General features: G+C 54.7%; 13 protein-coding genes. 12 read left to right on the top strand and 1 reads right to left on the bottom strand.

Annotation, left to right across the window (positions count from 1 at the left end; all coding sequences use genetic code 11):
* The first annotated feature begins 77 nt into the window (after positions 1-77).
* The 3 genes from C162_RS01700 (at position 78) to C162_RS01690 (ending at position 2,632) form a co-directional block, all read left to right on the top strand.
* Positions 78-974, top strand: coding sequence for a LytTR family transcriptional regulator DNA-binding domain-containing protein (locus tag C162_RS01700; protein ID WP_235218328.1), 897 nt, complete (start codon positions 78-80; stop codon positions 972-974).
* Between the two features lie 105 nt (positions 975-1,079).
* A complete protein-coding gene (locus tag C162_RS01695; protein ID WP_036690565.1) occupies positions 1,080-1,925 on the top strand; it encodes an ABC transporter ATP-binding protein in 846 nt (281 codons plus the stop codon).
* Positions 1,922-2,632: an ABC transporter permease gene (locus tag C162_RS01690; RefSeq protein WP_036690563.1), complete on the top strand. Its 711-nt coding sequence runs from the start codon at positions 1,922-1,924 to the stop codon at positions 2,630-2,632. The genes C162_RS01695 and C162_RS01690 overlap by 4 nt, the downstream gene beginning before the upstream one ends.
* A 225-nt stretch (positions 2,633-2,857) precedes the next feature.
* On the opposite strand, the gene fabV is transcribed toward C162_RS01690, so the two are convergent.
* A complete protein-coding gene (gene fabV, locus C162_RS01685; RefSeq protein WP_036690562.1) occupies positions 2,858-4,048 on the bottom strand; it encodes an enoyl-ACP reductase FabV in 1,191 nt (396 codons plus the stop codon).
* A gap of 193 nt (positions 4,049-4,241) precedes the next feature.
* Here fabV and C162_RS01680 point away from each other — a divergent pair, with 193 nt between their 5' ends.
* The 9 genes from C162_RS01680 to yajC all read left to right on the top strand — a co-directional run bounded on the left by C162_RS01680 (position 4,242) and on the right by yajC (position 13,507).
* Positions 4,242-5,486: a serpin family protein gene (locus tag C162_RS01680; protein ID WP_051493137.1), complete on the top strand. Its 1,245-nt coding sequence runs from the start codon at positions 4,242-4,244 to the stop codon at positions 5,484-5,486.
* An 88-nt stretch (positions 5,487-5,574) separates the two neighbouring features.
* Positions 5,575-6,321: a BofC C-terminal domain-containing protein gene (locus C162_RS01675; protein ID WP_036690561.1), complete on the top strand. Its 747-nt coding sequence runs from the start codon at positions 5,575-5,577 to the stop codon at positions 6,319-6,321.
* Between the two features lie 267 nt (positions 6,322-6,588).
* A complete protein-coding gene (ruvC, locus tag C162_RS01670; protein ID WP_036690559.1) occupies positions 6,589-7,092 on the top strand; it encodes a crossover junction endodeoxyribonuclease RuvC in 504 nt (167 codons plus the stop codon).
* Positions 7,089-7,712, top strand: a complete 624-nt coding sequence (ruvA, locus tag C162_RS01665) for a Holliday junction branch migration protein RuvA (protein ID WP_036690557.1) — start codon at positions 7,089-7,091, stop codon at positions 7,710-7,712. The genes ruvC and ruvA overlap by 4 nt, the downstream gene beginning before the upstream one ends.
* Positions 7,713-7,738: 26 nt before the next feature.
* Positions 7,739-8,746 (top strand): Holliday junction branch migration DNA helicase RuvB, encoded by a 1,008-nt coding sequence (ruvB, locus tag C162_RS01660; protein ID WP_036690556.1) that lies wholly within the window; start codon positions 7,739-7,741, stop codon positions 8,744-8,746.
* A 94-nt stretch (positions 8,747-8,840) separates the two neighbouring features.
* Positions 8,841-10,943: a SpoIID/LytB domain-containing protein gene (locus C162_RS01655; protein WP_051493135.1), complete on the top strand. Its 2,103-nt coding sequence runs from the start codon at positions 8,841-8,843 to the stop codon at positions 10,941-10,943.
* Positions 10,944-10,960: 17 nt separating this feature from the next.
* Positions 10,961-11,989 (top strand): tRNA preQ1(34) S-adenosylmethionine ribosyltransferase-isomerase QueA, encoded by a 1,029-nt coding sequence (gene queA, locus C162_RS01650; RefSeq protein ID WP_036690554.1) that lies wholly within the window; start codon positions 10,961-10,963, stop codon positions 11,987-11,989.
* A gap of 21 nt (positions 11,990-12,010) precedes the next feature.
* Entirely contained in the window at positions 12,011-13,147 is a 1,137-nt protein-coding gene (gene tgt / locus C162_RS01645) for a tRNA guanosine(34) transglycosylase Tgt (RefSeq protein ID WP_036690552.1), read from the top strand.
* Positions 13,148-13,192: 45 nt separating this feature from the next.
* Complete coding sequence (gene yajC / locus C162_RS01640) at positions 13,193-13,507, top strand: preprotein translocase subunit YajC (RefSeq protein ID WP_036690550.1); 315 nt, start codon at positions 13,193-13,195, stop codon at positions 13,505-13,507.
* The last annotated feature ends 106 nt before the right edge of the window (positions 13,508-13,613 follow it).

Here is a 13,613-nt window from a genome sequence, read left to right as displayed (position 1 = left end):
CATTATATATCCTAGAGAGCCTGGAGCGGGAGGAAGACATGCAATTTCAACCTATATATGAAGATGGGGAATTAATAATGCCGAAGCTCGAGCTTGATCTGTCTGCGAACCCTTCGGTTGGTATTATCACAGATTTGAGGCGCAAGCAACTGTTAATGGAGCAATTGTCCCGGGATTCCGGCAATTATTTGTCATGGGCCGGGCAGAACGAATATATGCGGCTCACGGTAGAGGAGCTAATCTCGTTTCTGATCCGGATGTCGGGACGCGGGGAGCGGGCGGCTGTGTTAACTGATTATTTTGCGCTGAAGGAGGAACGTAAGGTCAGATTGATGCAGCTTAGCTCTTCGAAAAGGGTGTATGTGACCCTGCTGCGGGCTTTTTTCGCCCATCAGTCCACGCTCGTATTGGAGGAGCCGTTTTTCTATCTGGAGGAGCAGGACCGCCGCCAGCTGAAGCGGATACTGGATGATCTGTCGCAGCAGAAAAGGATACTCATTCTGACCTCGAATCTGGAGGATGCATTGATCTCCTGTGATGTCATCTACCGGCTGAGCGGGTCCGGGCTTCATCAGCTGGATATCCGCGATTCGGAAGAGGACAGGCAGGAGGCGCAGAAGCAGGATGAGGCCAACATCACCTTACAGAAGGTCTCGACCAAACGGGAGGATAAGGTGATTTTATTTGATCCGCCCGAGATTGATTTTATTGAAAGTGTGGAAGGCTCTATCCTGGTGCATGTCGGCGGTGAGCATTATGACTGTGCCTTGACCTTGACCCAGCTTGAAGCGCGGCTGCTGAACTTCGGCTTCTTCCGGTGCCACCGGTCTTACATCGTCAATTTGCAAAAGGTACGCGAGATCATTACCTGGACGAAGAACAGCTACAGTCTGCGGCTGAACACCGGCAAGGAGGCCGTGGTTCCGTTATCCCGCTCCAAATTGCCGGAACTTAAGGCGCTGCTTAAGCTGTAAAAGGTACCGTTCAGGCCGGAATGGGTACAATTCACCCGGTTTTGGTGGCTGAAAGGCTGGAATCCGGATAACGTTAAGCCATCAACAACTAAAGGATGTGGCGAGATGGCGGTTATTCAGGTAGAGCAGGTCCGCAAGACCTTCGGGGCTAGAGATGCGCTGACAGAGGTGTCCTTCAGTATTCCAAAAGGGGAGATTTTCGGGTTCCTCGGTCCGAGCGGTGCAGGCAAAACCACTTTAATCAAGATTCTGACTGCACAGCTGAAGCCGACTGGCGGAGCGGCCAAAGTATTCGATCAGCCGGCAGAGGCGATGCAGCAGTCGGCCCAGAAGATGCGTTTTGGCATTCTGACCGATAACAGCGGCCTGTACGAGCGGTTGTCCATAGAGGAGAATCTGGAGCTGTACCGGAAGCTGTATGATCTTCCCCGCTCTGCGGTGGATCAGGTGCTGCAGTTCGTTAATTTGAGCAGTGAGCGCAAGAAGAAAACAAACACGCTGTCCAAAGGGATGCGTCAGCGGGTGATGCTGGCCTGCGCCATTATCCATGAGCCGGAGCTGTTGTTCCTGGATGAGCCGACCTCGGCACTGGACCCTGTGAATTCAGCGCATATCTATAAAGGCTTACGTTATCTGAACGAGAAGGGCACGACCATCTTCATCACCACGCATGATATGGCGGAGGCGGAGCTGCTGTGTAACCGTGTGGCGATTCTCTATCAGGGACGTATCCAGACCATCGGCTCTCCACGGGAACTGAAGCGTCAGCACCGCGAGAACGTGATCCGGGTGGAGCTGACCAGCGGAGAGGCTCATGAGCTTCCGGTGGATGGGGACACGGCGGACCGGATCGCGGATTGGATGAAGCGGGGGCTCATTGAGCGGGTAGAGACGAAGGAACCGAGCCTGGGTGATATTTTTATCAAAATGACGGGAAGTGAGCTGCTATGAACATCTCCTATAAGCGGGCCAGCGCGATCTTTGTGAAGGATTACAAGGAATTCTCGCGCAATTATGCGCTGTCCATTATGCTGCTGTTTCCGATTCTGTTTGCGCTGCTGTTCAAAAGCGCAGGTACATCCTTGCCGGGAGCCGCCGGACTTCTGTTCAACAGTTCGTTTGTGCTGCTGACCTGCTTCGCTCAAGCCTGCCTGATTGCGGAAGAGAAGGAGCGTAACACGCTGCGGTCCCTTATGATGACTCCGGCTACTACAATGGATGTGCTCATGGGCAAAAGCAGTCTGGTCTTTGTCATGTCAGCGGTGGTTCTCACCATCTCTGCCTTGTTGTTTGGCTATGAGCCTGCAAATATAGGGGCATTTGTAGCCGCGATTGTTCTTTCCATTGTTCTCTACACGGCAGCCGGGACGATCTGCGGTCTCTATTCCAAAACCTTGCTGGATGCGTCCTTATCGATCATTCCTGTAGCCTTCATTTTCATGGGCGCACCGTCGGTAGCAATATTGGCGAAGGATTATCCAGTATTAGGAGTGCTGGACTACATGCCAAGCAGCCAATTAATACATTTGCTGAACCTGAGCCCTGCCGGTTATTCGGCGGCAGAGGTGTGGCCGCCTCTTCTGATCATTGCGGCGTGGACAGCCGTGCTGACGCTTGTGTCTGTGCTGCTGTACCAGAAGCGGCTCCGGGATGAATAGACTGGCGGTGCTGTGCGGATTGTGGCGCAGGCCGCGCCAAAGGCTGGATAGAACGCAAAGGAAGCCGCTCCGGGGAGGAGCGGCTTCTTGGTGTATAGGAATTGTGCTTGCACGCAGGCGTATGGCCCAAATGTATGCGGAAAACAGCATACATTGTGCTCGGATGCAGGCGCATAGCCCGAATGGTCATTTTATTCAGCTTGCTGTACAGCAAGCATCAGGCTTTTACACCATATTAGGAATCTCTACGGCAGGGTCTGTATCAGCTTCATAGTCTACGCCTTCGGTACGGAAGCCGAACAGATGGAAGAAGTCGTCCTGATAGCCTGCCAGATCCGCCAGCTCAGGCACATTATCGGTCTCCAGCTCATTCCAGCGTCTCATGACCTCGATCTGCACATCTTCGCGCATCTCCCAGTCGTCAATGCGGATCAGGTGGCTGCCGTCCGCAGCGGCTTCGCCGCCGTTATACAGATGGTCTGCGAACAGACGGTACATCTGCTGGATGCAGTTCTCGTGCAGCTCCTTCTCCTTCATGACTCTGTACAGGGCGGAGATATACAGCGGCACTACCGGGATCGCCGAGCTGGATTGGGTCACCAGTGCCTTATTCACAGATACGAAGGCCCGGCCCCCTGTGGCGGAGAGCTGATCGTTCAAGGCAATGGCGGTCTGCTCCAGATGGTTCTTCGCCTGGCCGATAGTTCCGTCCTTGTAGATAGGATGCGTAATCTTGGGTCCGATATAAGAGTACGCTACGGTAGTTGCTCCGTCAGCAAGCACACCGGCCTCCTGCATCTGGCTGATCCACATGCCCCAGTCTTCTCCGCCCATCACGGCTATGGTCTGGCGGACTTCATCCTCTGTAGCCGGTTCAATGGTAACGGTGGAGACTTCTCCGGTGTGGAAGTTCATCGTCTTGTTCGAGTAAGCTTCGCCTACCGGCTTAATAACCGAAGAGAACACCTCTCCGGTTACCGGATGGGTGCGGCGCGGGGAGGCCACGCTGTAGACGACCAGGTCAACGGTGCCGAATTCGGCCTTGATTAGTTCGATCGTTGTGGTCTTGACGGCGTCCGAGAAGGCATCGCCGACGATGCTGAAGGATTTCAGCCCCTGCTTGGCCGCTTCACGTTCAAAGGCAGCAGAATTGTACCAGCCTGCGGAGGCGGTGCGGGTGCCTTCAGCAGCCTTGTCGAAGAAGACGCCGATGGTGTTCGCGCCCGCGCCAAAGGCAGCGGCAATTCGCGAAGCCAGTCCATAACCTGTGGAAGCGCCGATGACCAGCACGTTCACCGGGCCGGTAAGCTTCTTTTGGGACCGTACATAATCGATCTGTTCCTGTATTTGTCCGGCACATCCCTCCGGGTGAGCTGTTGTGCAGATAAAGCCGCGTGTTTTTGGCTGAATAATCATCAAGGATATCCCCTTTGTTTTAGTTTTTAACTTTTTTCGTTAATATAGAGTATAGCAAATGATGGCATAGAAAGATAAGCCTTCAATATAATGAATAGCAATTTTGTAGGCCTGCCGCTAAGAAATTGCAACTTTTCCCAATCTGCAGCGTCAGTGGGTAGAGAGGCTACGGAGAATTTAGGGAGGGTCTGTAATGGGCAAAAGATTATCCGCACTTATACTGGCCGTGCTGCTCTTGGGCGGCTGCAGTGGAGGGGGTTCGGGCATGAATTACGCGGAGAGACAGGCTGCTGCAGCAGGGCTCGATTCGGGTCTGGCTGACAGCAGCAACCGGCTGGGCGTGAAGCTGTTCGGCCAGTTATGGAAGCAGGGGAGCGGGAACCTGACGATATCCCCGTACAGTGTCGCTACCGCTCTGGCCCTGGCTTATAACGGCAGTGCCGGAGAGACGGCAGAGGAACTCGGGAAGCTGCTGGGCTATGCGCCGGACGAACGGCAGAAGCTGAATACTGGCCATCAGTCATTAATGAAGCTCTTGAATCATGTAGGACCGGGCGTGGAGCTGAAGATCGCAAATTCGGTCTGGGGGATGAAGGGCCTGCCGCTGCGCAGGGAATATCTCAAGACCGGTGAGAACTTCTATGATGCGCAGATTAAGACTACGGACCTGGCGGCAGAGGAGTCTGTGAAGGAGATTAACGGTTGGGTAGCAGACCATACGGAGGACAAGATTCAGGAGATGCTCACGGAGCCGCCCGGACCGCTGGCTGTGGCTGTCCTTGTCAATGCGCTGTATTTCAAAGGCAACTGGACAGATGTGTTCGAGGAACAGGCTACGAAGCAGGCCGACTTTTATCCACTGGACGGACCGGCAGCGCAGGTAATGATGATGAAGCGGAGCGGTATGTTCGAGTATGCAGCTCATGAGGATTGGCAGGCGGTGAAGCTTCCCTACGGAGAGGGACAGCTGGAGATGGTAGTGGTCCTTCCGGGTGAGCAATCCTCTCTCTCGGAGCTTGTGGGTCAACTGGAGCAGGGAACTCTGCCGCTCGATGAGGATTTTTCCAGTACCCTGGGGACGCTGCTGCTGCCGAGATTCACGGCCAGCTATGGGACAGAGCTCTCCAAAGTGCTGCAGGCGCTGGGCGTGAAGCTTGCCTTTGATCCGAACCGGGGCGATTTCTCCCTTATGGCGGATCTGGACAGCCCGATTTTTGTGGAACAGGTCATCCACAAAACCTATATCGATGTGAACGAGCGGGGAACGGAGGCAGCGGCTTCCACTGTAATTGGTATGCTTGCCGGAGCAGCAGCGCCCCCTGCAGATAAGCCCTTTGAAATGAATGTCAACCGGCCGTTCCTGTTCATGATCCGGGACACTCAGAGCGGAGCTGTGCTGTTCCTTGGGGCGATTGAGAATCCGCAGCGCACGGATTGAATTCAGGCTGGGATGAATTTCAAGCATTTACGCATAAATGATCCCTTCACAGGTCACAATAGGAAAAAACCAGAATGAAGGGATTAACGTGAATGCTTTTCGCCTGAAAAAACAACTGTGGCGGCGGTGGAGACGCTGGAAAAAAGCTCCCTGGGTAGGTGCGGCATGCCTCGTGCTGACGTTGCTCGCCTGGCGCGGCATGCAGGTTCCGGAAGAGATCAGCACGCTGCTTAAATCTTCGTCATTCCTGAGCGGCAGCGCAGGGCAGAATCTGGAACCCGGAAGCAGCTTACCGGCTGTAGCCGCCCTATATAACCATACAGATGATGATGCCGAAGAGGATGCCGCCGTGTTGAACAGTCAAGAGCTGCTGAAGGCTGTGGGCAAGGAAGCCATCAGCAGAACAGTGCATCTCAAGACGCTCTATGTAGCCGGTGAAGAGGTACAGACCCTGCCGGGCAAGCAGACCCCGGCCCAGCTTAACGAGCTGATTGTCCGGCATGCGGGCTGGAGCGGCTGGATTAGCCGGGAAGGGGACCTGTGGCTGGAGCAGCGGGTCAATGACCTGTCGCCGCTGACCAAAAAAGAAGCCTACTTCGGGGTGGACGAGCAAGGCAACCTGACCTTGTTCCAAGGACCGCCCGAGGCGGAGCGGGTCATGAAGACCTTTTTCCAAATGGACATGGGCTCGATTAAATCCTCTTTACCCAAGGGGATCTGGGAGCAGCTTCATCAGGGCATCCGGGTGCAGGATCTGGAGGAGTACAACAGCGTACTCTCCACATTCAGCGACTATGCGCGGGATTCCTCTGAACAGGTGATGCATGCGGAGTGAGGGAGACTATAGAATTAGCAGCAGTAGCATGAAGACTCGCGGCGCACAAGTGGCCTGCGGGTCTTTGTTGTGTTTGGCAAGGTTCATTTCCCCGGGGACAAACTTTTTGTCTCCCGGGGAATTTTTTTTGCTATAATGGGTGGAAGGAATACATATGTTCGCTTTAGGGCCGGAGGGATGGATGCAGAGGGCCTGCATCCGCAGGGTTATTCTGCCTTGGCGTCTATCCGAAAGTATCCGCCCGGGCATAGAGGAGAGAGAAGGATCTTGCGCATTTTGGGGATTGATCCGGGGCTGGCGATTGTCGGCTTTGGCTTCGTAGATAAGGTTGGCAACAAATTAACACCGGTCCAATACGGCTGTATCCAGACCGAGGCACATACCCCGGAAGAAGAGCGTCTGCTGCATGTCTATGAAGGCATGGTGCAGCTGATTGATAAATATAAGCCGGATGCGGTAGCGGTAGAGAAGCTGTTCTTCAGCCGCAATGTGACCACGGCCTTACCGGTGGCGCAGGCACGCGGGGTGCTGATTCTGGCAGCCGTACAGCGCGGGCTTCCGGTGGCAGAATACACCCCAATGATGGTGAAGCAGGCTGTAGTCGGTTACGGCAAGGCGGAGAAGAAGCAGGTGCAGGAGATGGTCAAGCTGCTCTTGAAGCTGACGGCTGTACCGAAGCCCGATGATGTGGCGGATGCGCTGGCGGTGGCGGTATGCCATGCCCATTCCGTGAGTCTTAATTCCAAATTAAATGAGGTATTGCGAAAATGATAGATTTTCTTAGAGGGCCGGTTGCGCATCTGGAGCCGGAATATGTTGTGCTGGATGTTCAGGGCGTGGGGTACCGGGTATTCTGCCCGAACCCGTATGCTTTTGCCAAGACTGAGGGTCCGGTGACTGTGTTCATTCATTATCAGACCCGCGAGGATGCTACGCTTCTGTTCGGATTCCCGTCGCGCGAGGAGCAGCGGCTGTTCCGCAAGCTTATTGAGGTATCGGGCATCGGCCCGCGTGTCGCGCTGGGCATTCTGACTGGCGGAACGCCGGATCAGCTGATCGCGGCTATCTATCAGGAGAATATCACCTTCCTGACGAAGCTGCCGGGAATCGGCAAGAAGACGGCGCAACGGATGATTCTGGACCTGAAGGACAAGCTGGACGGCTTCGGCGGGGCAGCCTTACAGACGGGATTGTTCGCAGTAGCGGCTGAAGCGCAGAACAAGGCGGAGGCGCTCCCGTGGGAAGAAGCCAGAGATGCCCTGAAGGCGCTTGGTTACACCGATGCCGAGCTGGACCGGGTGCACTTGAAGATGAAGCAGGAAGGCACGGATACCGGACCGGTGGATGTGCTGATGAAGAAGGCGCTGGGGCTGCTGTATATCGCCAAATAGGTCCCAGAAGAACGGAGTGAGAAAGAATGGATGACCGGATTATATCGGCTAATCTGATGATGGACGAGCAGGCGGTGGAATTAAGTCTGCGCCCCCGTTATCTGGGTGAATATATCGGCCAGAACCAGGTGAAAGAGAACCTGAAAATATATATAGAAGCGGCCAAGATGCGCAGTGAAGCGCTGGATCATGTGCTGCTGTACGGGCCTCCGGGTCTCGGCAAAACGACGCTGGCCAATATTATTGCCAACGAACTTGGAGTCAATCTGCGGACCACCTCCGGCCCGGCAATTGAACGGCCCGGCGATCTGGCGGCGCTGCTGACGAACCTTCAGGAAGGCGATGTGCTGTTCATTGACGAGATTCACCGTCTGCACCGGACGGTGGAGGAGGTCATGTATCCGGCGATGGAGGATTTCGCGCTGGATATTATGATTGGCAAGGGGCCGAGCGCACGGTCGGTCCGGCTGGACCTGCCGCCCTTCACGCTAATTGGGGCAACGACACGCGCAGGACTGCTGTCTGCTCCGCTGCGTGACCGCTTCGGAGTGGTCAGCCGGCTAGAGTATTACACCATCGATGAACTGAGCTTCATTGTGGCCCGCAACGCCGAACTGCTGGGCATTGAGATTCTGGGCGATGCAGCGGAAGAGATTGCCCTGCGGGCCCGGGGGACGCCGCGGATTGCCAACCGTCTACTGAAGCGGGTACGCGATTACGCCCAGGTCCGGGGCGACGGAATCATCACCCCGGAGATTGCTGCCGAATCGCTGAAGATGCTCCAGGTGGACCCCCGGGGACTGGACAGTATCGACCATAAGATGCTGCAATCCATGATCAGCTCCTTCCGGGGCGGGCCTGTTGGGCTGGATACCATCGCCGCTACGATAGGCGAAGAGAGCCAGACCATTGAGGATGTATACGAGCCCTATCTGCTGCAGATAGGTTTCTTGCAGCGCACGCCGCGCGGTCGCATTGTTACGCCTGCGGCATATCATCATCTCGGCCTTCCGCTTCCACCGCAGCCTAACTGATTGCTGAGAATCCTGCCTATACCGCAACATCTTGCGTATGATCTAGGTACAAACTAAAGTTGATTTATCACTAATACTTTATAGGAGGCCTACAATGAAACTTGCGAAGTGGACAACAACAGGAATCGGGCTGCTGGGCCGGGGGGCAATGGCTGCATTGCTTGCAGCAGGCAGTCTGCTCATTCCGGCAGATCACGCCCGCGCCGATTCCGGCGGGCCCATCCGGGTTGCACTGTATGCCGACATTGGCAGCAAATATAAATCTACCGTACCGCTGGTAACCCTGCAGTCTGAGCAGAGCTTCAGCCTGCTTCCGGCAGCCGGCGGCAGCCCGTTATTGTCGGTTCCGGCCCAGAACAAGGTCCGTGTCAGTCTGGACGGGTTCCGGGTGAAGGTGCTGGAGACGCCAAGCTGGCAGACCGCTGCGGATGCGGCGAAGAAGCTTCAGTCTTCTTCCAATAAGCCGCAGATCTTCATGATTGCGAGAGGCGGCGCCAAGGTATATCAGCTATATACCGGAGGCTATGCCAGTGAGAGTGCAGCCAATAACGGGCTGAACGCCGTCCTCAAAGCCGGTCTGGCGATTCCTGAGGGGCAGACCCCTGCGGTGGCCGGAACCAAGCATCTGACTGCGGGCTCCTACGCTACACTCGAGGAAGCCCAGGCGGTAGTCAGCAGCCTGACCACTGCCGGCTTAGATGCTTGGCCGGTATTCATATCCGGTGATGGCGGCAGTGCGCGTACCGAGGTATGGGCAGGCGAGGCGTCAAGTGACAGCGAGCTTGCGGCGGTCTCTGCTTCGGCAGCTGCGCTGCTTCCTCAGCTTGCTCTGACGCCTGTGGCTCCGGGTGCACCCGGAGTAATGATCCGCATGGACGCAGGGCTCGATTTCAACAGCGAAATCCAGGCCTTTCATTATCTGTTATCCGGAAGTGACACGAAGTTCATCTTGTCCGGCAATGAGAAGGGAATCATGCTTACGGAAAGGTCCAAGCGGATCTACCGCGGCGATATGGAGCTTGGCAATCTGAATGGTTCATTGTCTGTCATTAACGTGGTTCCGCTGGAGCAATATCTGTATGCCGTAGTGGGAGGAGAGGTATCCTCCGGCTGGCCGGAAGAAGCGCTGAAGGCCCAGGCTGTAGCGGCACGCAGTTACGCGCTGTCCCAAGGGAACCGCTTCGATGTTGCCAATGTGGTGGATACAACGCTCAGCCAGGTCTATAACGGAATCGGTGCAGAAGCACCCACAATCATCAAGGCGGTCGATGCAACGGCAGGGGAAGTGCTGCAGAGCGGCGGCAAGGTCGTAGAGGCAGTTTTCTCCTCGAACAGCGGCGGCGTTACGGCTGACCCTTCAGAAGTATGGAACAGTGGCGGCAACTATGCCAGTGTGCCCAGCGCAGAGGATGTAGCTGCGGTGGGTTCGGCCAAGAAGTGGTATTATGTACTGCTGGACAGCGGCGTCTCCGGCTATGCCCGGGAAGATAACATCAAATTAACAGGCGATAAGACAGCCGCAGGGCTCCCCATTGCCACAGCCACAACCAAGGATGTGAATATCCGGCCGCTGCCTGTTGTTGACAGCAGTGCTGCTCCAGCAGGCAAGCTGAATCCGGGCCAGAACGCCGTAGTGCTTAATCAGGTCTATGAATCCGGCAGCTACAGCTGGATCAAGGGTCCGTATTCTTCAGCTGAGCTGCTGAAGAGCCTGACCGGCAAGACCAGCGGTACTTTGCCCTCTTCCATAACCACTCTGGAGGTTACCCGGCGCGGGCCATCGGGGAGAGCGGTAGAGGTCAAGGCGAACGGCCAGATCCTGCAGGTGAAGTACCCGGATCTGTTCCGTTCCTCCTTCGGCGGATTGCCCAGCACCTTGTTTGATATTGTACCTGCCGGAAGTTATACTGTATTAGGCGCTGACGGCTCTACAGCTGCTATCGGCAGCGCAAGCTCTGCCGGAGTGCTGTCTGCCTCGGGCCAAGTAACGTCCAGCGGCAGCGGAACGGTTGTGATGGGCGCGGATCAGACCTCCAGAGTCGTGACCGGCAGTCCGGGCTTCTATTTCATCGGCTGGGGTTACGGGCACGGACTCGGCATGTCCCAATGGGGCGTGAAGGGAATGGCCGACAAAGGGTATGATTATAAGCAAATATTGCAACACTATTTCAATAACGTTACTATAATTAAGAATTAAGGAATGAAGATCCTATTATGAATGTTGAACTTTATGATTTCAATCTGCCGGAGGAGCTGATTGCCCAGACTCCGCTTGCCGACCGCAGTTCATCCAGACTGCTGCTGGTAGACAAGGAGAACGGCCAACTGGACCACGGTCATTTCACGGATATACTGGGGCAGTTCCGCCCGGGCGATACGCTTGTACTTAATGATACACGGGTTATTCCCGCCAGACTGTTCGGAGTCAAGGAAGATACCGGAGCCAAGGCGGAGGTCTTGCTGCTTAAGAATATGGAAGGGGACCGCTGGGAGGCGCTGGTGAAGCCCGGCAAGAAGCTGAAGACTGGAGCGGTCATCGTCTTCAGCGAAGAGCTTCGTGCCGTGATTGAAGATGAGGCGGATATGGGCGGGCGGACACTCCGCTTCATCTATGAGGGGATTTTTCAGGAGATTCTGGACAGGCTCGGCTCCATGCCGCTCCCTCCTTATATCAAGGAAACCCTGGATGACCGTGAGCGGTATCAGACCGTGTATGCCCGGCATGAAGGATCGGCGGCAGCGCCGACAGCCGGACTGCATTTCACCACAGAGCTGCTGGAGCAGATTGCAGCTATCGGTGTGAATATCGTCTATGTCACACTTCATGTCGGTCTCGGAACCTTCCGTCCGATGTCTGTCGAGACCGTGGAAGAGCATGTCATGCATGCTGAATATTTCGAGCTGTCTCAGGCAGCGGCGGATGCACTCAATGAAGCCAGAGCAAGAGGCGGAAGAATAATAGCTGTAGGCACAACCTCCTGCCGGACTCTGGAGACCGTAGGCAGACAATGCCAGGGCGGGCCGATTGAGGCATGCAGCGGCTGGACGGATATTTTTATCTATCCGGGTTATGAATTCACTGTCGTCAATGCACTGATCACCAATTTCCATCTGCCCAAGTCAACCTTGGTTATGCTGGTAAGCGCTTTGGCTGGACGGGAACTGATTCTCGCTGCGTATGAAGAAGCGATTAAGCAGCAGTACCGGTTCTTTAGCTTTGGCGATGCAATGTTCATTTATTAAGCAAGAGGAAGGGTTAAACCAATGGCAGCAATTACTTACGAACACATTAAGACCTGTAAACAATCCGGGGCACGGCTCGGAAGAGTCCACACCCCGCACGGAATTATTGAGACACCGACCTTCATGCCGGTAGGCACCCAGGCTACTGTCAAGACGATGAGTCCTGAAGAGCTTAAGCAGATGGAAGCACAGATCATTCTGAGCAACACGTACCATCTGTTCCTTCGTCCGGGTCATGAGATTATCGGCGAAGCGGGCGGCCTGCATAAGTTCATGAACTGGGACCGCCCGATCTTGACCGACAGCGGCGGCTTCCAGGTATTCTCCCTGAGCGACATGCGTAAGATCACGGAAGAAGGGGTTCATTTCCGCTCCCATCTGAACGGGGATAAGAAGTTTCTGTCTCCCGAAGTAGCTATGGAGATTCAGAATGCGCTCGGTTCAGATATTATGATGGCCTTCGATGAATGCCCGCCTTACCCGGCAGAATATGAGTATGTGAAAAAATCGCTCGAACGCACCACCCGCTGGGCCGAGCGTTGCCTCAAAAGCCATGCCCGTCCGAATGACCAGGGACTGTTCGCCATCGTACAGGGGGGCATGCATGAGGATCTCCGCCGCCAGAGCGCGGCTGATTTGACTTCCATGGATTTCCCGGGGTATGCTATTGGGGGACTCAGCGTCGGAGAGTCCAAGCAGCTTATGTATGAAGTGCTGGATTACACGGTTCCGCTGCTGCCACAAGGGAAACCACGCTATTTGATGGGCGTAGGTTCACCGGATGCGCTGCTGGAAGGGTCAATCCGCGGAATAGACATGTTCGACTGTGTTCTGCCTACCCGTATTGCCCGTAATGGAACAACGATGACCAGTCAGGGAAGACTCGTCGTGCGCAACGCGCAGTATGCCCGTGATTTTGGGCCGCTTGATCCGGAGTGTACCTGCTACACCTGCCGGAATTATTCCCGCGCTTATCTGCGTCATCTGATTAAGGCCGACGAAACCTTCGGCTTGCGGCTGACAACGTACCATAACTTACACTTCCTGCTGGAATTGATGCGTAAAGTGCGTGAAGCCATCATGGAAGATCGGCTGCTTGATTTTCGCGATGAGTTTTTTGCACAATACGGATTATATGATAATCTAAAAGGCTTCTAGAGAGTACGGAGTGTTCATGTTTATTCTTGAAAGGGGGGAAATGATATGTCACAGTTTTATATGGCAGCAGGTTCAGGCGGCGGAGGCAGTATTCTGGGTCTTGTAGGTCCTTTTGTACTGATGTTTGTCGTGTTCTACTTCCTGCTGATTCGTCCGCAGCAGAAGAAGACCAAGGCACGTAACGGAATGCTCAAATCGCTGAAAAAGGGCGATAAGGTAGTTACCATCGGCGGTCTGCACGGAACGATCATGGAGATTTCGGATGACATCGTTATTCTGCGGGTTAATGATGTGACCCGATTGACGTTTGACCGTGGTTCGATCAGTCACTCGGTTGTGGAAGTAGAAGACAAGATGTAAGGGTCTCTACCAAATTACATAAAAATCGGCGTTTCTCCTAGGAGAAACGCCGATTTTTTTAAAATATAAGTATTTTTATGTTTTACGCTATAAATTATCCTTCTAT

The sequence above is a fragment of the Paenibacillus sp. FSL R7-269 genome, assembly GCF_000517865.1.
Taxonomy (GTDB): domain Bacteria; phylum Bacillota; class Bacilli; order Paenibacillales; family Paenibacillaceae; genus Paenibacillus_AQ.
The sequence above is the reverse complement of the archived record's forward strand: the minus strand, read 5'-3'. Positions and strand labels throughout refer to the sequence as shown.